The sequence below is a fragment of the Micrococcus sp. SL257 genome (assembly GCF_026625585.1).
GTDB classification, from domain to species: domain Bacteria; phylum Actinomycetota; class Actinomycetes; order Actinomycetales; family Micrococcaceae; genus Micrococcus; species Micrococcus luteus.
This window is the reverse complement of the sequence record NZ_CP113053.1, coordinates 430,003-454,714: the sequence shown is the minus strand read 5'-3', so window position 1 is coordinate 454,714 and position 24,712 is coordinate 430,003. Positions and strand designations below refer to the sequence as shown.

General features: G+C 74.0%; 25 protein-coding genes and 1 pseudogene. 10 read left to right on the top strand and 16 right to left on the bottom strand.

Going from position 1 to position 24,712, the window contains the following annotated elements; genetic code table 11:
- Nucleotides 1–12 precede the first annotated feature (12 nt).
- Nucleotides 13–831 carry a spermidine synthase gene (locus tag OVA32_RS02120; protein ID WP_122054749.1) on the top strand — a complete coding sequence of 273 codons (819 nt, stop codon included), beginning with the start codon at nt 13–15 and terminating at the stop codon, nt 829–831.
- A gap of 15 nt (nt 832–846) precedes the next feature.
- On the opposite strand, the gene OVA32_RS02115 is transcribed toward OVA32_RS02120, so the two are convergent.
- The gene (locus tag OVA32_RS02115) at nt 847–1,356 is read right to left on the bottom strand and encodes a MarR family winged helix-turn-helix transcriptional regulator (RefSeq protein WP_122054751.1); all 510 of its coding nucleotides are present in this window, start codon (nt 1,354–1,356) and stop codon (nt 847–849) included.
- A gap of 24 nt (nt 1,357–1,380) precedes the next feature.
- Here OVA32_RS02115 and OVA32_RS02110 point away from each other — a divergent pair, with 24 nt between their 5' ends.
- Nucleotides 1,381–2,616 (top strand): MFS transporter, encoded by a 1,236-nt coding sequence (locus OVA32_RS02110; protein WP_122054753.1) that lies wholly within the window; start codon nt 1,381–1,383, stop codon nt 2,614–2,616.
- A gap of 39 nt (nt 2,617–2,655) precedes the next feature.
- Here OVA32_RS02110 and OVA32_RS02105 read toward each other — a convergent pair whose 3' ends face one another.
- Both OVA32_RS02105 and OVA32_RS02100 read right to left on the bottom strand, forming a co-directional pair.
- Nucleotides 2,656–3,687, bottom strand: a complete 1,032-nt coding sequence (locus OVA32_RS02105; protein ID WP_078025643.1) for a DMT family transporter — start codon at nt 3,685–3,687, stop codon at nt 2,656–2,658.
- Between the two features lie 17 nt (nt 3,688–3,704).
- The gene (locus tag OVA32_RS02100; RefSeq protein WP_049144899.1) at nt 3,705–4,268 is read right to left on the bottom strand and encodes a GNAT family N-acetyltransferase; all 564 of its coding nucleotides are present in this window, start codon (nt 4,266–4,268) and stop codon (nt 3,705–3,707) included.
- A 20-nt stretch (nt 4,269–4,288) separates the two neighbouring features.
- Here OVA32_RS02100 and OVA32_RS02095 point away from each other — a divergent pair, with 20 nt between their 5' ends.
- Nucleotides 4,289–4,486 (top strand): hypothetical protein, encoded by a 198-nt coding sequence (locus OVA32_RS02095; RefSeq protein ID WP_420709549.1) that lies wholly within the window; start codon nt 4,289–4,291, stop codon nt 4,484–4,486.
- A 628-nt stretch (nt 4,487–5,114) separates the two neighbouring features.
- On the opposite strand, the gene OVA32_RS02090 is transcribed toward OVA32_RS02095, so the two are convergent.
- Both OVA32_RS02090 and OVA32_RS02085 read right to left on the bottom strand, forming a co-directional pair.
- The gene (locus tag OVA32_RS02090) at nt 5,115–5,495 is read right to left on the bottom strand and encodes a hypothetical protein (protein WP_267714963.1); all 381 of its coding nucleotides are present in this window, start codon (nt 5,493–5,495) and stop codon (nt 5,115–5,117) included.
- 245 nt (nt 5,496–5,740) lie between these two features.
- Complete coding sequence (locus OVA32_RS02085; RefSeq protein ID WP_267714962.1) at nt 5,741–6,316, bottom strand: hypothetical protein; 576 nt, start codon at nt 6,314–6,316, stop codon at nt 5,741–5,743.
- Between the two features lie 246 nt (nt 6,317–6,562).
- Here OVA32_RS02085 and trpB point away from each other — a divergent pair, with 246 nt between their 5' ends.
- Both trpB and OVA32_RS02075 read left to right on the top strand, forming a co-directional pair.
- Nucleotides 6,563–7,864 carry a tryptophan synthase subunit beta gene (gene trpB, locus OVA32_RS02080; RefSeq protein WP_267714960.1) on the top strand — a complete coding sequence of 434 codons (1,302 nt, stop codon included), beginning with the start codon at nt 6,563–6,565 and terminating at the stop codon, nt 7,862–7,864.
- A 54-nt stretch (nt 7,865–7,918) separates the two neighbouring features.
- Nucleotides 7,919–8,590: a ZIP family metal transporter gene (locus OVA32_RS02075; protein WP_136939895.1), complete on the top strand. Its 672-nt coding sequence runs from the start codon at nt 7,919–7,921 to the stop codon at nt 8,588–8,590.
- A gap of 30 nt (nt 8,591–8,620) precedes the next feature.
- On the opposite strand, the gene OVA32_RS02070 is transcribed toward OVA32_RS02075, so the two are convergent.
- From OVA32_RS02070 to OVA32_RS02060, 3 genes are all read right to left on the bottom strand, one after another.
- Complete coding sequence (locus tag OVA32_RS02070; RefSeq protein WP_200969611.1) at nt 8,621–9,541, bottom strand: SDR family oxidoreductase; 921 nt, start codon at nt 9,539–9,541, stop codon at nt 8,621–8,623.
- Between the two features lie 222 nt (nt 9,542–9,763).
- Nucleotides 9,764–11,395, bottom strand: coding sequence for an amidohydrolase (locus OVA32_RS02065; protein ID WP_267714956.1), 1,632 nt, complete (start codon nt 11,393–11,395; stop codon nt 9,764–9,766).
- Nucleotides 11,396–11,584: 189 nt separating this feature from the next.
- Nucleotides 11,585–12,763, bottom strand: coding sequence for a cystathionine gamma-lyase (locus OVA32_RS02060; RefSeq protein WP_020627041.1), 1,179 nt, complete (start codon nt 12,761–12,763; stop codon nt 11,585–11,587).
- A 61-nt stretch (nt 12,764–12,824) separates the two neighbouring features.
- Between OVA32_RS02060 and OVA32_RS02055 the strand changes: the two genes are divergently transcribed.
- Entirely contained in the window at nt 12,825–14,573 is a 1,749-nt protein-coding gene (locus OVA32_RS02055) for an ABC-F family ATP-binding cassette domain-containing protein (protein WP_020627042.1), read from the top strand.
- Nucleotides 14,574–14,618: 45 nt separating this feature from the next.
- Here OVA32_RS02055 and OVA32_RS02050 read toward each other — a convergent pair whose 3' ends face one another.
- Nucleotides 14,619–15,068, bottom strand: a complete 450-nt coding sequence (locus OVA32_RS02050; RefSeq protein ID WP_020627043.1) for an SRPBCC family protein — start codon at nt 15,066–15,068, stop codon at nt 14,619–14,621.
- A gap of 104 nt (nt 15,069–15,172) precedes the next feature.
- On the opposite strand from OVA32_RS02050, the gene OVA32_RS02045 reads away from it, so the two are divergent.
- Nucleotides 15,173–15,910: a Pr6Pr family membrane protein gene (locus OVA32_RS02045; protein WP_020627044.1), complete on the top strand. Its 738-nt coding sequence runs from the start codon at nt 15,173–15,175 to the stop codon at nt 15,908–15,910.
- Between the two features lie 7 nt (nt 15,911–15,917).
- Here the strand turns inward: OVA32_RS02045 and OVA32_RS02040 are convergent, their stop codons facing one another.
- From OVA32_RS02040 to OVA32_RS02020, 5 genes are all read right to left on the bottom strand, one after another.
- On the bottom strand, nt 15,918–16,748 hold the full coding sequence (locus OVA32_RS02040) for an alpha/beta fold hydrolase (protein ID WP_020627045.1): 831 nt from the start codon (nt 16,746–16,748) through the stop codon (nt 15,918–15,920).
- 188 nt (nt 16,749–16,936) lie between these two features.
- Nucleotides 16,937–17,464 (bottom strand): hypothetical protein, encoded by a 528-nt coding sequence (locus tag OVA32_RS02035; RefSeq protein WP_020627046.1) that lies wholly within the window; start codon nt 17,462–17,464, stop codon nt 16,937–16,939.
- A gap of 11 nt (nt 17,465–17,475) precedes the next feature.
- Nucleotides 17,476–18,066, bottom strand: coding sequence for a DinB family protein (locus OVA32_RS02030; protein ID WP_010079843.1), 591 nt, complete (start codon nt 18,064–18,066; stop codon nt 17,476–17,478).
- 98 nt (nt 18,067–18,164) lie between these two features.
- Nucleotides 18,165–19,709, bottom strand: coding sequence for an alanine/glycine:cation symporter family protein (locus tag OVA32_RS02025; RefSeq protein ID WP_043281416.1), 1,545 nt, complete (start codon nt 19,707–19,709; stop codon nt 18,165–18,167).
- A 139-nt stretch (nt 19,710–19,848) separates the two neighbouring features.
- Entirely contained in the window at nt 19,849–20,553 is a 705-nt protein-coding gene (locus OVA32_RS02020) for a hypothetical protein (protein ID WP_043281415.1), read from the bottom strand.
- Between the two features lie 167 nt (nt 20,554–20,720).
- Here OVA32_RS02020 and OVA32_RS02015 point away from each other — a divergent pair, with 167 nt between their 5' ends.
- The gene (locus OVA32_RS02015) at nt 20,721–21,848 is read left to right on the top strand and encodes a YeeE/YedE family protein (protein WP_020627049.1); all 1,128 of its coding nucleotides are present in this window, start codon (nt 20,721–20,723) and stop codon (nt 21,846–21,848) included.
- Between the two features lie 52 nt (nt 21,849–21,900).
- Nucleotides 21,901–22,128, top strand: a complete 228-nt coding sequence (locus OVA32_RS02010; RefSeq protein WP_002855519.1) for a sulfurtransferase TusA family protein — start codon at nt 21,901–21,903, stop codon at nt 22,126–22,128.
- Nucleotides 22,129–22,172: 44 nt separating this feature from the next.
- Here the strand turns inward: OVA32_RS02010 and OVA32_RS02005 are convergent.
- Together OVA32_RS02005 and OVA32_RS02000 are read right to left on the bottom strand one after the other, a co-directional pair.
- Nucleotides 22,173–22,436 (bottom strand): annotated as a pseudogene (locus tag OVA32_RS02005) (IMP dehydrogenase); the annotation flags it as partial.
- Between the two features lie 42 nt (nt 22,437–22,478).
- Entirely contained in the window at nt 22,479–23,354 is an 876-nt protein-coding gene (locus tag OVA32_RS02000) for an NAD(P)-dependent oxidoreductase (RefSeq protein WP_049147433.1), read from the bottom strand.
- Between the two features lie 124 nt (nt 23,355–23,478).
- Here OVA32_RS02000 and otnK point away from each other — a divergent pair, with 124 nt between their 5' ends.
- Nucleotides 23,479–24,651, top strand: a complete 1,173-nt coding sequence (otnK, locus tag OVA32_RS01995; protein WP_267714946.1) for a 3-oxo-tetronate kinase — start codon at nt 23,479–23,481, stop codon at nt 24,649–24,651.
- The last annotated feature ends 61 nt before the right edge of the window (nt 24,652–24,712 follow it).

Genomic DNA, 24,712 nt, shown 5'->3' with positions numbered 1-24,712 from the left:
GATGCTGGGGGCATGCCCGCCCAGCCCTCCCCCTCCGGCCACACCGTCCACCTGTCCACGTCGGGCGTGGACGCCCGCATCGCCCCCGACGAGTTCGGCGGGTTCGTCCTGGAGATCGGCGGGGCTGTCCAGTCCCACGTGGACCTGGCCGACCCCGCTCGCATCCGCTACGAGTACCTGCGCCGCATGGCCCACGTGCTCGACGCAGCCTCCCCGACGGGCGCGCCGGTGCGGGTCCTGCACCTCGGCGCGGGCGCGCTGACCCTGCCGCGCTACCTCCAGGCGACCCGACCCGGCTCGGAGCAGACGGTGGTCGACCTGGACCGGGAGCTCGTGTCCTTCGTGCTCGCCGAGCTGCCCCTGCCGGCGGGCACGGACCTCGTCTCCGTGGTCGCGGACGCGCGCCTGGCCGCCGTCGACCTCGCGCTGGACGGGGAGCGGTTCGACGCCGTCGTGCTGGACATCGGCACCGGCGAGGAGGGCGCCGAGCACCTGCGCGGCGCCGTGTTCTACGGGGAGCTGCTCGAGCTGCTGACGGCGGGTGGGGTGCTGCTGGTGAACATCGGCGACGACGCCGGCCTGCACTTCCTGGGCGCCGAGCTGGGCGCCCTCGAGGAGGCGGCCGCCGAGGCCGGGGTGCCCGGCCCGTGGACGCTCGCGGACCAGGGGATGCTGGAGCGCCTGGACTGGGGCAACGTCGTGCTGGCCGCGGGGGCGCCGCTGGGAGAGGCCGGCTGCACGGAGCGCCTCGCCGCGGCGGGGCCGCATCCGGCGGCCGTGCTGGACCCGGCGGAATCGGCCGCGCTGGCCGCCCGCATCCGTCGCGCCTGAGGGCGGGCGCGGCGCTCAGGGCCGGGGGTCCTCCGCACCGGGGCCCGTCTGCGGCCGGGGCCACGGGTGGCCCCGGCGCTCCTCCGCCCCCTCGTTGAAACGCCGCAGGAGCCTGCTGAACTCGACGACGTCCTCGGCGGGCCAGGAGGCGACGATCTGCGCCACGTTGTCCGCGCGGGAGCTCAGCTCCGCGGCGAGGCGGGCGCGCCCCTCCTCCGTGGGGCGGTGCAGCCGGGCGGAGCCGCCGTCGGGATCCGCCACCCGCTCGACGAGGCCGGCCTTCATGGCGGCGGCCACCTGCCGGTGGACGGTGGAGACGTCGAGGTCGAAGGCCTCGGCCAGCTCGGCGACGCTCATGGCCCCGCCCGCCTCCAGGCGGGCGAGCAGCACGGTGGCGCTGCGCTCCAGCGCGCTCGACCGGCCGTAGGGGGCCACCCCCTGCGTGGCCACCCGCAGCAGGAGCATGTGCTCGTACATGATCCCGCGGACCGGGTCGGCCCACGCCCCCTCAGATGTTTGCATCATGCAAACGATGCTACCTTTTGCATCATGCAAATCGCCGAGCAGGAACGCATCGCCTCCCCCACCTTCGTCCTCGCCTGGGTGGTCTCCTTCCTCCAGTTCCTCGCGTTCTACGCCCTCGTCACCACCATGGCCGTGTACGCGGTCCGGCAGTTCGCCGCCTCGGACGCCGGGGCGGGGCTGGCCTCGAGCGCCTTCGTCATCGGCGCCACCCTCAGCCGCGTGGTCACCGGCCACGTGGTGGACCGCTTCGGCAAGCGCCGCGTCCTGGTGGCGGCCCTGGTCGCCGTCGCACTGTCCTGCACGCTCTACCTCGTCGCCTCCTCACTGCCGGCCCTGGTGGCGGTGCGCATGCTCCACGGCGCCAGCTACGCCTTCGCCAGCACCGCCGTCATGGCCCTGGCCCAGGCGGCCATCCCCGACGGGCGACGCGCGGAGGCCACCGGCCACCTCGCGCTGGGCACCACCCTGGCCACCGCGATCGGCCCCGCCCTGGGGCTCTTCCTCGCCGGCTCCATCGGCTACGTGTGGCTGTTCCGGGCGACTCTGGGGATCACGGTGGTCAGCCTCGTGCTGGGCCTGCTGGTGCGCGAGGCGCCCGCCGCGGCGGACGTCGACGGCGAGCGCGCCGCCGGCGAGGTCCCCCTGGAGCACCCCGCCCCCGCGGTGGGCTTCCGCCTGCGCTCCGTGCTGCACCCGGCGGTGCTGCCGATCAGTGGCTTCATGCTGCTGGTGGGCCTGAGCTACGCCGGGATCCTCACCTACCTGAACGCCTACTCGGTGGAGCGCGGGCTCACAGCCGGCGCCGGCCTCTTCTTCCTGGCCTACGCCGCGGCGATGCTCGTCATGCGCCTCACCCTGGGCACCCTGCAGGACCGCCGGGGGGACGACGCCGTCGTCTACCCCGCCCTCCTCTGCTTCACAGCCGCGCTCCTGGTGCTGGCCTTCGCCACGCGCGACTGGCAGGTGGTGCTGGCCGGGGCGCTGAGCGGCCTCGGCTACGGCACGCTCATGCCCGCGGCCCAGGCGATCGCCGTGAACGCGGTGCCCTCCCACCAGCTCGGCGCCGGCATCTCCACCCTCATGCTGTTCGCGGACGTGGGGCTGGGCCTGGGTCCCGTGCTCCTCGGCGGGCTTGTGGCCTCAGCCGGCTACGGCGCCATGTACGCGGCCCTGGCGGGCGTGCTCGTGGTCGCCGCCGGGTACTACTTCGTGATGCACGGACGCCGGCACGGGCGGCGGGAGACCGTGGCCCGCGCCTGAGTCCCGCGCGGTGACGGCGGCCTGCCGCCGCGGGCGGCGCTACCGGCGCCGCGCCGGCCAGGACGCGAGCGCGACGGCGGCGAGGGCGCCCAGGGTGCCCAGCACCGTCGTCGTGGTGACCGTGGATCCGTCGGTGGGGGCCACCAGGTCCACCACGAGGGAGCCCAGGAGGTTGCCCGAGACCAGACCGAGGGTGGCGGCGAAGACGCCCAGGCGCGGGACGACCATGGCGCCCACCCCGATGAACACGCACCCCAGCGGGCCGCCGAGGTAGAGCCGCCAGTCGTGCGGCAGCGCGGGCAGGCCGTGGCCGGAGGCCAGGGCGATCCCGCCCCACACGATCCCGAGGAAGAGGACGCCGGCGGTGAAGTTGACCAGGGTCGCCGGGATGGCGGTGCCGTAGGCCGTGGTCTGACGGGCGTTGAACACCTGCTGTCCGGCGGTGGCCAGACCGGCCAGCAGGGGCAGCAGGGCCAGCAGCGCCCAGCCGGGCCCGCCGCCGGCCTCGCCGAGTGAGGGCCACACCACGAGGGCGACCGCGGCCAGGGCGAGCGCCGCCCCCGTGAGGCGCCGCGGCGTCAGGCGCTGCACCCCGGCGGGGCTGAGCCCGAGCCGGTCCACGACCATCCCGCCGACCACCTGCCCGGTGACCACGGCGACCGTGAACACGGCCACGCCGAGGGGACCGATCGTCGCGGACTGGGTGAGCACCAGGAGCCCGCCGATCACGCCCGCCACCGCGTACCACGGGCGCACGGACCCCGCGGCCAGGGCCGGGCGGATGCGGGCCAGGCCCCGGCGGCCCCGCGGCGTCAGCACGCTCACGAGCACCATGACGACCAGGCCCGCCGCGAAGGAGCACAGCGCGGCGAGGACGGGGTCGCCCGTCAGGTGGGCGAGGCGGGAGTTGATGCGGCCCTGCAGCGGCATCACCGAGCCGGCGGCCACCGCGAGCGCGAACAGCAGGGCGGTCGCCCGCGGGGAAGGGGCGTCCGGGCGGGCGGCGACGTCGGCCGGGTGGGGGCGGGCGGGTCCGCGCTCGCCAGACGGGGCAGAGGGTTCGGGTGGCATCCCCCCGTTGTACACCTCTAGGCGGCCAGGCGCGCCTCGAGCCCGCCGCGCACCGCGGGCCACTCCTCGCGCACCACGCTGAAGTAGTCGACGTCGGCGATCGTGCCGTCCGCCGCCGGGCGGAAGCGGCGCAGAGTGCCCTCGAACGTCGCCCCCAGGCGGGCGATGGCGGCGTGTGAACGGGCGTTGCGGTGGTCGCAGCGCAGGGCCACCCGCTCCAGCGCCCATTCCTCGAACGCGTGCCCGAACAGCAGCAGCTTGCAGCCGGGGTTCACGGAGGTGCCCCACACCCGACGGGCGTAGACCGTGTGCCCCACCTCCACCCGCAGCCCCGGCACCAGGTCATAGAGGCTCGTGCGCCCCACCAGCTCCCCGCCCTGCTCGACGGCGAACGCGAAGGTGCCCTCCCGCTCGCTCAGCTCGGCGAGGTGCGCCGACATGGCCGCGCCGTCCACCGGCAGGGGCGCGCTGTTCCCCGCCCACATGGCCGCGTCGACGAGCTCGCGCAGGGCGGGGCCGTCGTCGGGGGTGAGGGGGCGCAGGGTGAGGTCCCCGCGGGTGAGGACGATCTCGTGCTTCATGCACCCATCCTGTCAGCGGACTGGGGGCGTCCCCCACCCCGGAGGACTTCCGACTCGAGACCATGACCCTCGCGGAGCTGGAGGAGGGTCAGGTGCTCGTCACCAGCACCGTCATGTCTGTGGGCCCGTGCATGGGTGGCCACATGAACGACGTCGCGTCCGACGTGGCCCCATTCGAGGTGGACGCCCCCTCGACGGCGGCGGGGTCCGCACCGTGACCGAATCCCGTGCCTCGGACATCGCCGTGGGCGCCTCCGTGCCCGACCCCGCCTGCCTCGGCGTGGCGGATCCGCGCACGGAGGCGGCCCCGGACGGCATCGACGTCTACTTCGACAAGGTGGGCGGCGACCAAGACCCTCATGCTGCAGGGCTTTCTCCTCCCTCAACATCTGGGCCCAGCCGGCGAGTACTGCGAGAAAGCCCGAGAAGGCCATCGGCCGGCTCAAGGACGGCCCCTTGCAGTATGACGAGACCGAGCGCCCCGACGCTCCCCCGCCGCCGATGCGCGCGAAACCCTGCGAGCCCGGCGGAACATCGCACTGATGCTCAGCGCCGCGGACTGACGAGCCCTTGCCCGCACGCCCCGGGCCTTACCAGTCCCGAAAAACATCCCCATTGCATCTGTGAACTTCGCAAAGGAACAAGGGAAGGGCCTACAACTCAGTCACCTTTGCCCCGTGGGAGCTCATTGGGCGACAGTGAGGGAGGACGCTATGCATCCGACTCTCCCCTCTGCGTTCTATGTCCTGGAGGTGCCCTTCGGGTGGCCAAGGGGTGCTCGCACGCCGCCTCCTGTTGGAACCGCCAGGGATCAGGACGCCCTGCCATGGTGAGCAGAGCTGAGCTTCAGCTCCCCTTGCTTTCCCGAAAGGCCTCTGCATTACGCAGTACCAGGTCCCCCAGGAGACCAAGCCCCAGGAAGAAGACAAGTGCCGTAAGACGATGGGACTGATCGCGCTGGTCCCCGGCGATCTTGGCTTGGATGCCCAAGAGGTCATTCGTGTGCCAGCCGTTCAATACGGCCTGCTGAGGCGCGCTGTTCGCATCACTCGCCTGAAAGGAATACTTGATCTCGGTAGCGCTCAAGTCCTTCGACCAGTCCCCCGCGGCCCCGCTTGGAACAGTCGCGATGAAGGATAGAAAGAATCCGATGAGCATAGCCAAGGCCCACCAGAAACGAGCGACCGGCCAATTCACCCGCAACTTCCCCCCGCGGGGCTTCTTCACCTTTCCCTTCTTCGACGCAGACCCGGGGGCTCCCCCGGGCTGGAAGCCGTGCCCCCACTGATGAGGGGCAGTTGCAGGCTCCGCCGAGGTGTCGGAAGATCCCTCTGGGACAGACGCGGACTGAGTCATAGTGGTCCATTCTCGAAGAAGAAACGGGAAGCGATGAACGCGTAAGGAACTCTAAACGAGAAAGGGGCACTCCAGCCCCCGATCCCACTCCCTTGAGGCCGAGGCGACCAGCCGGCTCAGAGCGTGGCGGACCGGCGGGCGGAAGCCCTCATGGCCGCGACCCGCTGCGCCACGGGGGCCGCCAGGGCGCCCGGCTGCAGGGCCGGGGCGAGGTCGGCGGCCACCTCTCGGGCGACTCCCTCGAGGGCGGAGGCGTCCTGGGCGACCCAGGCGCGCAGCGTCAGGTGCTCCCGCATCCACGCCGTGAGCGTCTCCTCGGACTCCGGAGTGAGGGCAAAGCCCGCCCCTGCCGCGCCCGGGCTGGTGCGCTCCACGTCCAGGGCGACCACGTCCCTGAGCAGCGCGGCCATGCCCTGGCGCAGCGGGGAGGCGCCGGTGCGGCCGGACTGGAAGGCGGCGCGGACGTCGCGGTCGCGCAGGCCGTGCGGCGCCGCCGTCACGGCGAGCAGGCCGGTGTGCTGCGCGGGCAGGCCGAGGGCGGCACGGGCCGCGCCGTCGGCGACGACGGCGACCACACCCGGAAGGCTCGGGGCCTCGGCGAGGAACGTCTCGTAGGTCACACCGGGCATCGCGGTCAGCACAGCGGCGGCCTCGGCGGTCGGGGACGGGGTGTCGACGGCGGTGATGGTCATGGATCCAGGGTGAATCGCGATTCACTGAGACGGGGAGCGATGTCCATATTCTGAGATTTGCAATCACATGGTGAGACCCACGCCGCCCGGCGTGCAGTACGCTGGCCCCATGCAGATGCACGCGCAGCAGTGGTGGGCCGCCTGAGGGCGGCCCCGGTCATGCGCATCTGACACGACGAGCCGCTCGCCTGCCGGGCGGCTCGATCATGAGCGGCTCCGGCGGGCCCCATCCCAGGAGGACCCCCGATGACCCACCGCAACCCCGAGGACAACGCCCTGAGAGGCGCCCCCGAGCCCCGCACCCTCGCCGAGGCCTGCGACCTCGTCACCACCCCGGACCTGGACGTCTCCGCGGACGGCATGTTCGGCCAGTACGGCGGCGCCCACCTGCCCCCGCAGCTGGCCGGCCCCATGGCCGAGGTCGCCCGCGCGTACGCCGAGGCGCGCCAGGACCCCGAGTTCTACGCCGAATACCGACGCCTGCTGCGCGACGCCGTCGGGCGCCCCTCCCCCCTGACCCCGCTGGACCGCCTCTCCGACGAGCTCGGCGGCGCACGGATCGTGCTCAAGCGCGAGGACCTGAACCACACCGGCGCCCACAAGATCAACCACACGATCGGCGAGGCGCTGCTCGCCAAGCGCATGGGCAAGCGCAGCCTGATCGCGGAGACCGGCGCCGGCCAGCACGGCGTGGCCCTGGCGACGGCGGCCGCGATGGTCGGCCTCGACTGCGAGATCCACATGGGCGCGATCGACGTGGCCAAGCAGCACCCCAACGTGGTGCGCATGCGCCTGCTCGGCACGAAGGTAGTCTCGGTGGAGCGCGAGGGCCGCTCCCTGAAGGAGGCCGTGGACTCGGCGTTCGAGGTGTACGCGGCGGACCCGGAGAAGTACCTCTTCGCGATCGGCTCCGTGGTGGGACCGCACCCGTTCCCCACGATGATCCGCGACTTCCAGTCCGTGGTCGGCCGCGAGGCCCGCGCCCAATTCCAGGAGCGGTTCGGGGCGCTGCCGAGCGCCGTCGTCGCCGCGGTGGGCGGCGGCTCCAACGCGATGGGCGCGTTCACCGCGTTCCTCGACGACGCCGACGTCGCGCTCGTGGGCGTCGAGCCCGGCGGCCGCTCCGCGACCAAAGGCGAACACGCGATGACCATGACCCAGGGCCGCGACGGCGTCCTCCACGGCATGGCCACCCTCGTCCTCGCCGACGACGACGGCACCCCGGACCCCGTGCACTCGATCGCCTCGGGCCTGGACTACCCGGGCGTCGGCCCGCAGCACGCCCATTTCGCGCGCGTCGGCCGTGTCCGGTACGTGGCCGAGGACGACGCGGCCGTGCTCGACGCGTTCCAGCGGCTCACGAGGCTCGAGGGCGTCATCCCCGCGCTCGAGTCCGCGCACGCCGTGGCGCACGCGATCCGCCTCGCCCCGCAGATGGGCCGGGACGAGCGGATCCTCGTCAACCTCTCCGGCCGCGGGGACAAGGACGTGGACTACGTGGCCGAGAAGCTCGGTCTCACGGGCGAGGCGGACGAGGTCGTGCGGTGAACTGAGGCGGCGGCCCGGCGTCGCCCCAGGTCAGCGCGTAGCCTGGCACGCGTGATGACCCTGATGTGGGGCGCCGTCCTGGCGACCCTGCACCGCTGGCACATGGGCACGATCGGACTCGTGCTCGCCTTCGGCGCCGGCGCCCTGATCGCGTCCGTGTCCTTCGAGCTCGCGGAGGCGGGCGTGCAGGCGGCCGGGCCCGCCGCCGTCGGCATCGGGCTGACGCTCGGCGCGGCCGCCTACTTCCTCGGCGACCGTGCGGTGGAGCGCTCCGCCGCGAGGTCCGGCGGCTCGTCCTCGGGCGCCGCACTGACCGTGGGCGCGCTGCTGGACGGCATCCCGGAGCAGCTCGTGCTGGGCATCGGACTGGCCGCGGGCGAGGGCGTGTCCCTCGCGCTGCTCGTGGCGATCTTCATGTCCAACCTGCCCGAGTCCATCGCCGCCACGGCCGACTCCCTCGACGGCGGCAAGACGCGCCGCCACCTGCTGATCCAGTGGTCGCTCGTGACGGTGGTCTGCGCCCTGGCGACGTGGGGCGGCGGGCTGATCGCCGACGTCGCCTCCCCCACCCTGACCGGCGGCATCCAGGGGTTCGCGGCCGGCGCCCTGCTGGTCATGCTGATCGACACGATGATCCCCGAGGCCCGAGAGAAGGGCGGGGAGAAGGCCGGGCTGCTCACCGTGGTCGGCTTCGCGCTCGGCGCGTTCCTGTCCCTGGTGGTGTGACCGCCCAGGGACAGGAACGCCCGACTCCGGTCACGGGGTGGGCATGCCGCCGGTCACCGGAATGGTCGCGCCCACCACATAGGAGGACTCCGGCGAGGCCAGGAACACGTAGGCCGGGGCCAGCTCGGTGGGCTGCCCGGCGCGGCCCAGCGGAGTGGACTGGCCGAACTCGGGCAGGGCCTCCGGCTTCTGGCCGCCGGAGGGCTGCAGCGGGGTCCAGATCGGACCGGGCGCCACGGCGTTCACGCGGATGCCCTTCGGGGCCAGCTGCTGGCCCAGGGCCTTCGTGAAGGTGTTGATGGCGGCCTTGGTGGCGGAGTAGTCCACCAGCTGCTCCGGGGCCATGTAGGCGACCACGGAGGTGGTGTTGATGATCGTGGAGCCCGGCTTCAGGTGCGGCAGGGCGGCCTTGACCAGGCGGAACTGGGCCAGGATGTTGATGTCGAAGGTGGCCTCGAGCTGCTCGTCGTCGATGTCCTCGATCGAGTCCTGCGCCACCTGCTTGCCGCCGTTGTTCACCAGCACGTCCAGCCCGCCGAGCTTCTCGACCGCCTGGGCCACGAGGTCGGCGCAGAACGTCTTGTCGCGCAGGTCGCCGGGGATCCCAGCGGCGGTGCGCCCCTCCGCCTGCAGGACCTCGAGGACGTGCTGGGCGTCCTTCTCCTCCTCGGGCAGGTAGCTGATGACGACGTCGGCGCCCTCGCGAGCGAACGCGATCGCCGTGGCCGCGCCGATGCCGGAGTCGCCGCCGGTGATGAGCGCCTTGCGGCCCTCGAGACGGCCGGTGCCGCGGTAGGACTTCTCACCCAGGTCGGCCTTCGGCGTCATCTCCGCGTCCAGGCCGGTGCCGGGCAGCGACTGCTCCGGCGGGCTGATCACGGGGTAGCGCTTCGTGGGGTCCTGCAGGGTGAGCTGGTCGGTGGTGGTGGTGTTCGCGTCGTCGTGCGCCACGGGGTGCTCCTCATGGTCTCGGGGCGACGCGCGGTCTGCGCGCCGTCCTCCGAGCGTAGGGAGCAGCCCCCGGCGGCGCCACGGCTGATCCCCGGGTCACCGGACGTGCCCCACCCGCTCCCCCGGATGACGAGCCCTGCGATATGGCCCCTAAACCAGGCGGGTAAGGGCCATATCGCAGGGCTCGTCGCGAGGAGTCGGGGCCGGTGCCGGGGCCGGGCGTCACAGCCCGCCGTGCACGAACTCCCCGCCCACGGCGGTGGCGACGACGTCGATCGCCGCGATCTGGTCGCTCGGCACCGCGCGCGGGTCCTCGCTGAGCACCGTGAAGTCCGCGAGCTGGCCTGCGACGAGCCGCCCCTTGCGGCCGCCCCAGCCGGTCGCCTCCGCGGAGCCGACCGTGTAGGCGTGCAGGGCCTCGGCCACCGTGAGCCGCTCCGCGTCGGGGCCGTGCTGCTCGCCGGTCTCGGTGCGGCGCAGCACGAAGTCCTGGATGACCTCCAGCGGGCGGCCGCCGGCCACGGGACGGTCCGAGCTGCCGGGCAGCACCAGGCCCGCGCGCAGCAGCCGGCCGGCCGGGTACGAGAGCGCGGCCCGCTCCGGCCCGATCCGCTCCCGCACCGACCCGCCGAACGCGCTGATGAAGTTCGGCTGGGTGGCCATCACGACCTCCAGCTCGGCCATGCGGGCCACCTGGTCGTCGCGGACCACCCCGCCGTGCTCCACGCGGTGCGGCATCACGGGCCGCCCGAACCGGCCCCGCGCCTCGGCGATCACGTCGAGGGCGAAGTCGAGGGCGGCGTCGCCGATCGCGTGCAGGGCCAGGGCCCAGCCGGCGGCCGCCGCACCGAGGCACGCCCGGCGCATCTCCCCCGCGTCCTGCTGCAGGTAGCCGCGGCCGTGGCCGTGCCCGCAGTAGTCCTCGGTCATCGCGGCGGTCTGCCCGAGCATCGACCCGTCCGTGAACACCTTCGCCGGCCCGATCTGCAGCCACTCGTCGCCCACCCCCGTGCGCACGCCGGCGTCGAGGGTGAGGTGCGTGCCGTCGTCGGGGTGGCCGTCCACCGAGTGCAGCGCGTCCAGGGTGACCATCGTCTGGAAGCGGGTGCGCAGCAGCCCCGCGTCCCGGGCGCGCTGATACGCGCCAAACTCGAGCGGGCTGTGCCCGATCCACCCGCCGGCCACCCCCGCATCGGTCACCGAGGTGATGCCCTCGGCCGCGTACTCCTGCGACGCCCGCGCCAGGCACGCGCCGATGTGCTCGTGGGACTCCGGGTGCAGCAGCCGGGTCACCAGGCTCATGGCGGTCTCCTCCAACAGACCGGTGGGCCGGCCGGCGGCGTCCGTGAGGATCCGCCCGCCCTCGGGCTGCTGCAGCACCTGCTCCCCCACGCCGGCCAGGACCAGCACCGCCCCGGACACCGTGACGGCGTGGCCCGTGTTGTGGCGGATGAGCACGGGGCGCCCGGAGGCGGCGGCATCGAGGCTGTCCCGGTCCGGTTGGGGTCCGGTGAGGTGGCCGGGGTCGAAGCCGGTGCACGTCACCCAGGCGCCGGGGTCGAGCTCGGCGGCGCGGGCGCGGACCCGGCGGTGGACCTCCTCCGCGGTGCGCGCGCCCTCGAGGTCCACGTCCAGCCGGGACTGGCCGAACCAGACGCTGTGCGCGTGGGCGTCGTTGAACCCGGCGAGGACGGTGCGCCCCCGCGCGTCGAGGCATTCGCGCGTCGCGAGGCCGTCCAGCTCCTCGTCCACCCCGACGACGACGCCCCGCCACACCCCCAGCCGCGAGGCCGACGGGCGGGCGGGGTCGCCGGTGATGAGGCAGGCGTTCTCCACGATCAGGTCGAGCTGCATGGGGGCGGGTCTCCTGGGGCGGGGCGGGCGGGCGAGGCGCGGGTGGGCGGCCTCGTCCGCGAGCGTAGCCGGGACGCGGGTCAGGGTGAGGTCTCGGCGGCGCTCACTTTCAGGGCCGAATACGACTCTCCCGGGCCCCAGAGCCCCCGGGAGAGTCGTATTCGGCCCACAAAGTGCGGAGGGCGCGGGTCAGGCGGTCGGCCCGCCGCCCGCGGCGGTCATCGCGCGTTCCAGGTCGGCCAGCAGCTCGGCGGTGGGCTCCACGCCCACGGACAGACGCACGAAACCGTCCGGGACGTCGTCGCCCCAGCGGGCGCGGCGCTCGGCCGCCGTGTGCGTGCCGCCGAAGCTGGTCTGCGGCACCACGTACTGCGCCGCGGCGATGAACCGCTCGGCCGCCGCCGCGTCCGCGAACCGCAGCCCGACGAGGCCGCCCGCCGCCGTCATCTGACGCGCCACGACCTCCGCGTCCGGGTGGTCCGCCAGCCCCGGGTAGACCACGGCGCGCACCGCCGGGTGGCCCGCGGCCAGCTCCGCGACCGCCTGCGCCGAGGCGCACATCCGGGCGAAGCGGACCTCGAGGGTCTCGAGACCGCGGTGGATGAGCCAGGCCTCGTGGGTGCCCAGGATCCCGCCGGCCAGGGTCCGCCAGCCGCGCACCCGCGCCATCACCTGCGGGTCCCGGCTGGCCACGTGCCCGCCGAGGGCGTCCGTGTGCCCGTTGACGGCCTTCGTGTCCGAGGCCACGACCACGTCCGCCCCCAGCTCCAGCGGGCGCTGCCCCAGGGGGGTCAGCAGCGTGTTGTCCACCACCACGAGGGCCCCCGCGCCGTCCCGGCGGCCGTTCGCGTGGGCGCGGGCGGCGACGTCCGCCAGGTCCGCGACGCGCAGCCCCGGGTTGGAGGGGGTCTCCACGAGCACCAGGTCGTAGCCGCTCAGGTCCGCATGGGCGAGCCCCTGGGTGGCGACCAGGTCCACGTGCACGCCTCGGGGCGTGAGGTGCTCGGCGGCGAGGGCGCGGGTGGGCCCGTAGCCGTCCGCGGGCAGGAGGGCGCGGTCCCCCGGGTGCAGCAGGGGCAGCAGGACGGCGGCGATCGCGGCCATGCCGGAGGGGACCACGGCGACGTCGGCGTCCTCCAGCGCGCCCAGGGCGGCCTCGAGCGCGGACCAGGTGGGCGTGGCCCAGCGCGCGTACTGGAAAGGCACGTCCGCGCCGGGGGCGGTGGGGGCGCCGTCCGGGTCCGCGCCGGGCAGGTGGAACGCGCTCGCGTGGACCAGCGGCGGGGAGATGGACTCCCCCGGGGCCATCCCGTGGGCGCGGTGGTGCAGGACGGTGCCGAAGGCGGGCGGCGGCGGGGCGGCGGACATGGCCCCGAGCGTAGTCCCGACCCCGGACGCGGCAGCGCGCCCCCTCCCTAGACTGGCGGACATGACCTCCGGCCCTCCCTCCCCCGCCCTGCCCGCCGGGCCCGCCGCCCACCTGCGCGGCGAGCACCTGACCGTCTCGCTCGGCGGGCACCGCGTGCTCACGGACGCCACGGTGCGGATCAACGCCGGCTCGCGGCTCGGGATCGTGGGTGAGAACGGGCGCGGCAAGACCACGCTGCTCCACGTGCTCACGGGCCGGATCACGCCCGACGTCGGCCGCGTGACGCGGGCGGGCACGCTCGCGTTCGTCCCGCAGGCGCTGCGGGCGCGGGCCGACGGGCGCTCCCGCACGGTGGGCGACCTGGTCCGCGACGCCCTCACGGGCCCGCACGCCGCACTCGAGGCCCTGGACGCCGCCGCGGCCGCCCTGGCCGAGGCCCCCGACGACGCCGGCGCCGGACACCGGTACTCCACCGCGCTGGAGCGGGCCCACCTCTACGACGCCTGGGACGCCGGCCGGCGCGTGGACATGGACCTCGAGGGGCTGCACGCGTGCACGGACCGCGAGCACCCCCTCACATCGCTCTCGGTCGGCCAGCGCCACCGGGTGCGCCTGGCCGTCACCCTCGGCTCCCGGCCGGACCTGCTGCTGCTGGACGAGCCGACCAACCACCTGGACGACGTCGCCCTGGACTTCCTCACCCGCCGGCTGGTGGAGCACCCGGGCGGGGTCGCCGTCGTCAGCCACGACCGCGCCCTGCTGCGCGCCGTGTGCACCGACATCGTGGACCTGGATCCCAGCCAGGACGGGCGGCCGCGGCGGTACTCCGGCGGGTACGCCGGCTGGGCGAAGGGGCGCCGCCGCGCCCGGGCCGCCTGGGAGCAGGAGTACGCCGAGCAGAACGCCGAGCGCGAGCGGCTGGAGCTGGCCGTGGAGGACGCGCGGGAGCAGATGCAGGGCTCGTGGCGGCCCCCGAAGGGCACCGGCAAGCACCAGCGCTCGAGCCGGTCGGCGGGGATCGTGCAGATGTTCAACCGGCGCTTCGACGAGCTGGAGGCGCACCGGATCACCGTGCCCGAGCCGCCCCTGCGCCTGGACTGGCCGTTCGCGGACATGCCCGACGGCGACCCGCGGGACGGCGCGGACGCGGCGGCGGGCACGGCGGGCGGGCCGGGCACGGCGGGCGACGACGTCCTGCTCACCGCGGACGCCGTGCGCGTGGCCGGGCGGCTCGAGCAGCCGATGGGCGCGGCCCTCGTGCCGGGCGGCCGCGTGCTGGTGACGGGCCCGAACGGGGCCGGGAAGTCCACGCTGCTGCGCGTGCTCGCCGGGGACCTGGAGCCCACGAGCGGCTTGGTGACCGTGGGCGCCGACGTGCGCGTGCGCCTCGTGGCGCAGGAGACCCCCGCGTGGGACGAGGAGCGCACCGCCGCCGCCGTGTTCGAGGAGCACGTGCGCCGCGTCGGCGCGGACGAGGCCGGCGTCGACGACCTGGGCCGTCCCCTGCCGGCCCCCACGCTGCCCTCGCTCGGGCTGCTCACCGCCGAGGCCGCGGACACCCCGGTCGGACGCCTGTCCCAGGGGCAGCAGGCCCGTCTGCACCTGGCGATGGTGCTCATCGAGCGCCCCCACGTGCTGCTGCTGGACGAGCCGACGAACCACCTCTCCCCCGCGCTCGTGGACGAGATGACCGAGGCCCTGCAGGTCACGGAGCAGGCCGTCGTCGTGGTGACCCACGACCGGCAGATGCTCGCCGACCTCGCCGACTGGCCGCGCGTCGAGCTGCGGACCGACGCCGCGGCGGTGTGAGGCGGGCGGGGCCCCTGGCCACAGGCCCGGCCCGGCGGTCCGCCCTCAGAGGTGCGCCCGGCACAGCCGCCGCAGCGCCACGCGGGCCGGCAGTCGGTAGGCCAGGGCGACGACGGCGGGCCCGTGGACCGTCAGCCCCGCCCGGGTGCCGCGGGGGGTGGCGGTGAGGTCGTGCGTCATGGAGACCGCCGTCCCGGCCACCCGCACCGTCCACCGCCAGGTGCGGGCGTCATCGTCGACCTCCTCGACCACGAACGGGACGCGCAGCCCCAGGGGCGCGTGGACCACGCCGCGAAGCCCGGCCCGCAGCCGGCGCCGTGGCGCCTCCACGGCGCGGATCTGCGGAGCCCACCGCGGCCACAGGCGCAGGTCGGCGTAGCGGGCCCAGGCCACGTCCACGGCGGCGGGCCCGGTCGTCGTCACGCGGCGGAACTGTCGGGGGCGGCGCGCGCGCCTCGCGCCGGCGGGGGTGCGGGTCCAGGGGGTCCGGATCATGGTGCCGAGCGTAGGGTCCGGACCGCCGGCCGGGACACGCCCGCCGGCCCGAGCGGCTCGGCCAGTGCACCGGGGGCGGCGTCGCGCTCCGGCAGGATGGGCGCATGACCCTCCCCACCCCCTCCGGCCGCTGGACGACGACGGCGCGGCCTGCCTTCGCCGTCGCCGCGGCCCTGTCCCTGGGCGGCAACCTGCTCTCACTGTGGATCGGCTCGTGGAAGTCCTCGGACCTGCCGGCCGACGCGGGCTACGCGGGCGTGCTCGAGGGCGGCTGGGAGCACATGCTCAACCAGCCCACGTACTTCACGTTCCTCTCGAACTTCCTGGTGGGGCTGACGTCCCTGCTGCTGGCGCTGCGCCTGCACCGGCCGGGCACGCTGTTCCGGGTGCTGCGGGTGACGGGGGTGGTGTGCATCGTGATCACGGGCGTGGTGTTCAACGTGCTGCTGCGGGACGCCGACCCGATGACCGCCGTCGAGCGGTTCAACGACACCCTGCAGCACATCGTCACGCCGATCCTCACCCCGGTGCTGTGGGCGGTCTTCGGGCCGCGGCGGCAGATCACGTGGCGGGTGGTGTGGTTGTCCACGCTCATCCCGCTCGCCTGGCTGGCGTTCACGCTGCTGCGCGGGCCGTGGCTGGACTGGTACCCGTACACGATCCTGGACGTCCCGCGGCTGGGCTACGACGGCGTCGCCGTCTACGTGGTGGCGATCCTCGTGTTCTTCGTGGCGGTCGCCGCCCTGCTGCGGGTGGCCGACGGCCTGCTGGCGCGGGCCGGCGTCGGGGTGGGGGCGGGCGCCGAGGCGGAGGCCCGGGTGGAGGCCCGTCCCTCCCCCTGACCCCGCCTCAGTCCGACGCCGCGCGGCCCACCTGCACCGCCCACGCGCGGACGAGCGCCTCGGCGACCTCCGGCTGGTCCAGGTGCACGTTGTGGCCGGCGGCGTCGAGCGCCGCGTAGGTGGCGCGCGGGTAATGCTCCAGGAGCGCGGCCTGGTCCCGGTAGCCGACGAGGTGGTCCTCCCGGCCGGTGAGGATCAGGGCGGGCCCCTCGAACGGCGGCGCGGCCTCCTCCGGCACGGCGTCCAGGACGTAGCGCGCGGACAGGCGCTTCAGCGCCTCCTCGTCCACGGCGCGGACGCCCGGCAGCGCGTGCTCGCGGAACCGCTCCCACGTGTCCCGCGTCAGCCGCGGGGACATCTCGAGGAACGGGGCGGCGTCGTCGGGGTCGAGGGTAGACATGAAGGCGTCGTCGCGCTCGCGCACCACCAGGTCGGTGCGGGTGCGCCGGTCCTCGTCCGGGTCGACGACGGGCGCGAGCAGCCCCAGCCCCAACACCTGCGCGCCGAACTCGGCCGCCACGTGCCGGGCGAGCAGGCCGCCGAGGGAGTTGCCGAGCACCGCGAACGGCCGCTCGCCGACCTCCGCGCGGATCCAGTCCACGAGCCAGGCGGCGAGCTCGGGGAGGCCGCCGTCGTCCTGGAGGGCCGAGGTCCGGCCGAAGCCCGGCAGGTCCACGTAGATCCGCTCGACCTCCCCGGCCTCGGCGAGGGCGTCGTCGAGCGGCAGCAGCAGCCGGTGGTCCACGCTGTTGCCGTGCACCGCGATCAGCGGGACGCCGGAGCCGCGGCGGACGACGTGGGGGTTCTCGGGGGTGTGCTCGGATGTGTGCTCGGTCATGGGTCCGAGCGTAGGGCTGAGCGCGCGGTGCCGCCCTCTCCCCGCCGCCCTCTCCTCGCCACCCTCTCCCCGCTGCCCCCTCCCCACCGCTTTGCGGGCCGAATGCGACGCTCCCGTGCCCGATTCAGGGGCTCATCCGTCGGATTCGGCCCACAAAGTGCTCGGCCGGGCCGCCCGGTGCCGGCCGGTCACCAGAGCAGCTGGTCCCCGCGGATCTGCGTCTGGAGTCCGTCGATGCGCCCGAGCACGGAGACCTGCAGCAGGGCCGGCCAGGCGTGCACCACGAGCCCCAGGGCCACCGCGACCACGCCCCAGACCAAATGCCCGACGGCCGCCAGCGCCACGCCCGCCACCGCGTGCAGACCCGCGGAGGCGGCGTGGCTGACGAGGGAGCCCACGGCGGCGGTGCGGATGCGCCGCAGGTCGGCCCGGCCGGTGATGCGGCGGCTGATGGCCGCGTTCCAGCCGACGGCGCCCAGCTGCCGGGAGAGCCAGTCGGTGCGGACCCGGCGGGCGAGATCGCGCCAGCGCGTGTCCCGCCTCCACGGCCGGTCCACGAGCTGCCGCGAGGGCTCCCCGTAGAACGGGCCGAACCCGAAGGTCCCCACCGTGAGCACGCCGACGAACAGCCCCGGCGCCGTCGGCGCCATCAGCACGAAGGCGGACATCAGGGCGGCGACGGTGAGGGCCAGACCGGCGAGCGAGCGGGGAGTCATCACCGCGGACGCTAGCGCACCGGGCCCGCACCCCGGGCGATCCCCTCGAGCCGCCGCACGTGCGCGGCCCACCGCTCGGCGTCCCAGCCGGGCAGGTTGTCCCCGGGGCCGCGCAGGCCGGCCTGCCCGTCGATCCCCTCGCGCAGGATGTCGGCGTGGCCGGCATGGCGGGCCGCGTCGAGGGCCACGTGGGAGAGGATCTGCGCCAGAGTCACCTCGGCCAGGTGCGCGGGCCACCAGGGGACCCGCCCCCGCGCGTCGAGGACGAGGGCCTCGATGGTCGCGTCCGCGTGCGCGAAGCATCGCCGCGCGTAGTCGAGGACGTCCTCGAGGGTCTCGTCCTCGGCGGCGAACAGGTCCGCGCCGTCCTCCTCGCCCACCCCCGGCGCGTCCCAGGGCAGGGGGATGCCGGCGGGGCGGCCGAAGACCTCGCCGAAGTACTCGAGCTCGCACGTGGCCGCGTGCTTGAGCAGGCCCAGCAGGTTGGTGCCGGTGGGGGTGCGGGGCAGGCGGACCTCCCGCTCGGGCAGGCCGTCCAGCTTCGCGAAGAGGGCGTCGCGCTGCCGGCGCAGCCCCTGATGGAGGATCTCCTTGTGGTCCATGGGGTGAGCCTGCCGGGATTCAGGCCGCGCGGACGGCCCTGGCCCGTGGCCCGACGTCGTCGCGGACGTCCGGCGCCCCGGGCCGCCGTCGTCGGTCCTCAGCCCTCCCGGCGCGGGACCACGGTGATGGCCCGGGTGTCCGGGGCGGTGTCCGCGACGTGGTCCATGGCCTCGTCCACGTCCCCGGTGCGCTCGTAGGCGGCGTGGATCTGTTCCCACAGGTGGGCGTTGCGGACGCCGATGGCGGCCGGGTCCAGGACGGGGTCCTGGCCGGCGCGGCGCTGGCGGTCGTAGTCCTTGAGCAGGCGGATGGCCACGGGGCTCAGGAGCACGAGCGCGAGGATGTTCACCCACGTGTACAGGCCCACACCGAAGTCCGCAAGGGACCACACGAACGCGGAGGTCTGCACGGAGCCGATGACCATGGAGGCGGCCAGCAGCAGGCGGGCGGCCGCGATGCAGATGCGCTGCGCCTTCTTGTTCGGGATCAGGTACGCGAGGTTCGTCTCGGCGTAGAACGCGAAGGACAGCAGCGTGGTGAAGGCGAACAGGAACACCGCCACGGCCACGAAGGACGGACCGAAGGACGGCAGGACGACGTCGATGCCGATCTGCACCCAGGCCGGGCCCTCCTCGACGCCGGGCAGATGCTCCACGATCGGGGGGCCCTCACCCGTGCCGAGCACGTTGAAGCTGTTGGTGGACAGGATCACCAGGCCGGTCATGGTGCACACGAACAGGGTGTCCACATAGGCGGAGAACGCCTGGGCCAGGCCCTGCTTCACCGGGTGGGAGACGTGGGCGGCGGCGGAGGCCTGGGCGCCCGAGCCGGTGCCGATCTCGGTGGAGTACACGGCGCGGCGCACGCCCCACGCGATGGCGGCGCCGAGCATGCCGGCGTAGACGGAGTCGGCGGCGAAGGCGCTGGTGAAGATCAGGGAGAACATGGCCGGGACCTCCTGCCACATCACCGCGACGACGACGAGCCCCACCAGGATGTACGCGCCGGCCATGAACGGGACCACGAGGCCCACCGTGCGGCCGAGGCGGTGCATGCCGCCGAACACGATCACGCAGAACAGCACGGCCATCCCGAGACCCACCCACAGCGGGTCCCAGCCCCACGCCTCGGTCGTGGCGGCGGTGACGGCGTTGGCCTGGATCTGCGGGCCGGTGAAGACCGTGGCGAACACGGTGGCCGCGGCGTAGGCGACCGCCAGCCACCGCCAGTTCCGGCCGAGCCCCTCGAGGATGTAGTACGCGGGCCCGCCGCGGTACTCGCCGCGGACCTTGTGCTTGTAGAGCTGTGCGAGCGAGCTCTCCACGAGCGCCACGGGGGCGCCGAGGATCGCCGTCACCCACATCCAGAACAGCGCGCCCGGGCCGCCCAGGTAGATCGCGGCCGCGACGCCCGCGATGTTGCCGACGCCGATGCGCCCACCCAGGGCCATGGCGAACGCCTGGAACGAGCTGATCCCCGCCGACGACGATCCTCCCCTGACCAGCTGGCCCACCATGTCCTTGAGCAGCCGCACCTGGGGAGCCGCCATGCGGATCGTGAAGTACAGGCCCAGGGCGAGGAGCCCGACGACCATGGGCAGGCTCCACATGATCGAGTTGGCGGCGGTGACGAACTGCTCCATGGTCACTTCCCAGGTCGTGGACAGGATCCGTGCACTCCATCACATTCGGGCCACCTCGGGCACCCCTGAGCCCCCGGGGGGTCTGCGCGGGACCGGCAGGGTCGGCCGGCCAGACACGCCGTGCCGTCCCCGCGCCGGCTCACCCCTGCCCCGCTCCCGCCTCCTCCCGCACCGTCATCGCCAGCTCGACGTGGCCGGCGTCCGGGTCCGCGAGGATCTGGCGGATCTCCGGCGCGGCGCCGGCATCCTCCACGTCGAACGCGTCCATCAGTCCCAGCAGGTCCGGATGGGGCAGCGCGCCGCCGGGGGCGTCGTCGAGCAGGTCGACCTCGCCCGCATCGGCCCGCACGTCCACGTACCGCTCCACGCGGCGCGGCAGCGCCCCGGTCACCACCTCGTGCCCGCCGACCCTGAGGCCCGTGGGAGCCGGGCCGCTCAGCGGGACGGCCAGGACGGTCTCCACGACGTCGGCGGTGCCCGGCACCGGACGCAGTGCCGTCCACGGCGGCCCGGCCGGTGCCGACCCCGCCTCCGCGAGCGCCTGGAACAGCGTCGCGAAGGCGTCGTTCGCGCGCTCGGTGGTCGCCTCCTCACCAGCCTCGTCCAGGGCCACCCGCTGCACGACGCCGGCCCACGGCGTCGGCCCGACCGTGCGCTCCGCCACGGGGCCGGGACGGGCGGGGGCGCCGTCGTCGTCAGGATCCGGGGCCGCGTAGACACCGGCGACCGCGAGCGCGAGCGCGCGGTCCTCGAGGTCGCGGCGGCGTCGCAGCTCGGCCGCGTGCGCCTTCGCGCTCAGTCCGGTGGCGAGGGCGAACTCGCCGACGGTCATCGGGGGGCTCATGGGGCGACCTTTCTCTCAGGTGATCCCAGCGTGGGCGTTCCCCCAAGGGGAGGGTCAAGCGTCGCCCACGGCGCCCCCGCGCGTCGTCTCCGGCACAGCCCTGCGACTGTTACCCCGCACGTCCTGCCCGGCGCGCGGGACCGGCCGCACCCTGTCTCATGGCAGGCATGATCATCACCGGACTCCTCCTCGGCCTCGTCCTGGGCTTCGTGTTCCAGCGCGGACGCTTCTGCGTCACGGGCGCTTTCCGCGACCTGTTCACTATCCGGTCCACCCGATGGCTCACCGCGTTCATGGTGATCGTGGCCGTCCAGTCGGTGGGCGTGTTCGCCCTCGACGCCCTGGGCGTGATCACCCTGGAGGCGGAGACGTTCCCGTGGCTGGGCACGATCATCGGCGGCCTGATCTTCGGCTTCTCGATCGTGCTCGCGGGCGGCTGCGCCACCGGCACGTACTACCGCGCGGGCGAGGGCCTCGTGGGCTCGTGGTTCGCACTGATCTTCTACATCGTGGGCGCCACCGCGTTCCGCAAGGGACCGCTGGCCGGCACCACCGAGGCCGTCCGCTCCGTGGAGACGCAGACGGGCTCGTTCCAGCAGCTCACGGGGCTGTCCCCGTGGGTGTTCGTGGCGCTGCTCGTGGCCGGCGTCGGCCTGGCCGTGCGTCATCACCTGCGTCGCGAGGCGGCCATGACCCGCTTCCGCCTGCCCGCCGCCAAGACCGGCCTCGCGCACGTGCTCACCGAGAAGGCGTGGCACCCGTTCGTCACCGCGGCGATCATCGGCGTGCTGGCGATCCTCGCGTGGCCGCTCTCCTGGGCGACCGGCCGCGAGTCCGGCCTGGGCATCACCGGCCCGTCCGCGAACATCGGCGCGTTCCTCGGCACGGGCGAACTCGAGCTCGTGGACTGGGGCGTGCTGATGGTGACGGGCCTGCTGATCGGCTCGTTCATCGCCGCGAAGGCCTCCGGCGAGTTCCGCGTCCGCGTGCCCGACGCGCAGACCACCGTCCGCTCGATCATCGGCGGCCTCGGCATGGGCTGGGGCGCGGCGTGGGCCGGCGGCTGCACCATCGGCAACGCGATGGTGAACACCGCGACCTTCAGCTTCCAGGGCTGGACCGCGCTCGTGTTCATGGTGCTCGGCACCGGCCTGGCGGCCAAGCTCTTCATCCTCAACCACCGCGGCAAGGGCACGACGCCGGTCCCCGCCCCCGGCTCCGGCCTCGCCTCGGCCGAGGGCGCGGCGGCGGACGCCGGGACGGCCCGCCCCGTGAAGCTCACGCCGATCGGCTGAGCCGGCCCGCCCGCGCACGACCTCTGACCACCGACACCAAGGAGAGAACACCATGGCGAAGCACCTGCTCGAGACCGACGGCCAGGTCTGCCCCTTCCCGCTCGTGGAGGCCAACCAGGCGATGCAGCAGATCCCCTCCGGGGACGAGCTCGTGATCGACTTCGACTGCACCCAGGCCACCGACTCCCTGCCCCGCTGGGCCGCGGAGAACGGCCACGAGGTCACCGACTTCGTGAAGCGCGGCGCCGCAGAGTGGACGATCACCGTGAAGAAGGGCTGAGGGGCGGCGGAGCCTCTCGGCACCTCCGCCCGCCGCGGAGGGCCTCAGACCTCCAGCAGCACCTTGATCTCGCGGCGCTCGTCCATGGCCCGATACGCCTCGGCGGCGTCGTCGAGCGGCATGCGCGCGGTGAACACGCGGCCGGGCTGGATCTCCCCGGACTGGATGCGCTCGATCAGCTCGGGCAGGAAGCGGCGGACGGGGGCGGGGCCGCCCTCGAGGTGGATCTGCCGGCCGAAGAGGTCGGAGCCGTCGAGGGTCTGGTCGTGGGAGACGCCCACGAACCCGAGGTACCCGCCGGGGCGGAGCGTGCGGCCGCCGCCACCACACGAGCCCGGTTCAGACCGAGGTCAGGGCCGGTAAGTCTGGATGACCTGCGAATCGTCCTTCAGGGTCAGACCGGCCTCGGCGGCGTCCAGGTACTTCTGCTTGGCGGCCTCCAGCACGGGCACCGCGATCCCGGCCTCGGCGGCGGTGGCGCTCACCAGGGCGGAGTCCTTCACGAAGATCCCGATCGCGCTGGCGACCTGTGCGTCCAGGCCCTCGAGCATCCGGGGCCCCCGGTCGGAGAGCATGAACGACCCGGCGGCGCCGTCCGCCACGGCGTCGAGCACCTCGGCGGGGTCCAGCCCCAGACGCTCGGCCAGGGCCAGGGCCTCGGCTCCGGCGACGATGTGCACCGCGCACAGCAGTTGGTTGACCACCTTGAATGACTGGCCGCGCCCCGGCTCCGCCCCGCAGTCCACCACGGCGCCCATGGCGTCCAGGACGGCGCGTCCCGCGTCGATGGCCGCCGGGTCACCGGAGACGAACATGCGCAGCTCTCCGCGTGCCGCACGCGCGATGCCGCCGGTGACGGGGGCGTCCACCAGTCCGATGCCCCGTTCGGCGGCTGGCGCGACGAGCGAGCGCACCGCCTCCGGGCCCACGGTGCTCATCACGATCAACGTGCTCCCGGGCCGCATGCGGGCGACGAGCCCGTCCTGGCCCAGGGCTGCGGAGGACAGCTGGTCGGGGGTTGCCACCATCACGATCACGGCGTCCGCCTCGGCCGCCGAGGCGGCGTCGGCCGCGGCCGGCAGCCCCTGCTCCAGCGCCGCCACTCGCTGGCGTTCGGAGAAGTCAACCCCCGTGACGTCGAACCCCGCCGCCGCCACCGAGAGGGCCATCGGCAAGCCGATGGCGCCGATGCCGACGAAGGTGACGTTCTGTGCCTGAGGAGTCATACGGCGGCGCCTTCCGTGGTGCGGTTCACAATCTGGCCCTTCGATGTTAGCTTATGTGAAATTCCGTCCCATGTTCACAGAGTCGAACAAATCGGGCGACCCCGCCCGATCAGAAAGGTGCACCATGCCGTTGCGAGCAGGAGTGATCGCCGACGACTTCACCGGAGCCACGGACATCGCCGGGGCCCTTGTGGACGGTGGGCTCCGCACCGTGCAGTTCTCGGGTGCCGCACACGTCCCCGATCACGTGGACGCGGACGCGGTGGTCATCAGCCTCAAGACCCGCTCGATCCCGCCCGGGGACGCCGCCGCCCAGAGCCTCGAGGCCTGCCGCGCCCTCGAACGCCTCGGTGCGGAGCGGATCGTCTTCAAGTACTGCTCCACCTTCGACTCCACCGCCGAGGGCAACATCGGCCCCGTGACGGACGCTCTGCTGGAGCACCTCGGCGAGGACTTCACCGTCGTGGCCCCGGCCCTCCCGGTCAACGGCCGCACCGTCTACCAGGGACACCTGTTCGTGCACGACCGACTCCTCCAGGAGTCGGGCATGAAGGACCATCCCGTGACGCCCATGCGGGACTCGGACCTGGTCCGGCTCATGGAACGGCAGAGCAGCGGACGGGCCGCGTCCGTCCCCTCGACGGTGGTGGGCGGTGGGTCCGAGGTGCTGCGCGGCGAGCTAGACCGCCTCCGCTCCGAAGGGGTCCGGTATGCCGTGCTGGACACCCTGGACGACACCCACCTCGACACCATCGGCGCGGCAGTGTCCGGCCTACGCCTGACCACGGGCGGCTCCGGCCTCGGCTCCGGACTGGCCCGTTCGCTCACCGGCCGCGCGATCACCGGCGCCGCCACGACCGCGGCCGACGCCTGGCGGTTCACCCCGGGGCGCACCGTGGTGCTGTCCGGCTCGGCGTCCGAGATGACGAATCGACAGGTCGATCGCTATCGCAAGATCGCCCCGTCCCTGGCCGTCGACGTCGTCCGCACGCTGGAGGACGCCACGGCCCTCCGAGACGAGATCCTCGCCTTCGTCCTCGCCCAGGACGGCGGCCCCGCCCCCCTCGTGTACGCGACGGCCGGACCCGACGAGGTCCGTCGCCTGCAGGAGGTCCACGGAAGGCAGCGCGTGTCCACGGCCATCGAGCGCCTCTTCGGCACCCTGGCGGCCGCGCTGCGCGAACGCGGGGTGAGCCGGTTCGTCGTTGCCGGGGGCGAGACCTCCGGTGCGGTGACGCACGCGCTCGGCGTCACCGGGCTGCGCGTTGGTCCAGTTGAGTCCCGCATAGTGGTGTAGCGCCCGGTGGTCGGGCACGTCGTCTCAGACGTGGACGCGGCCACCGTGTGATCCTTCGAGT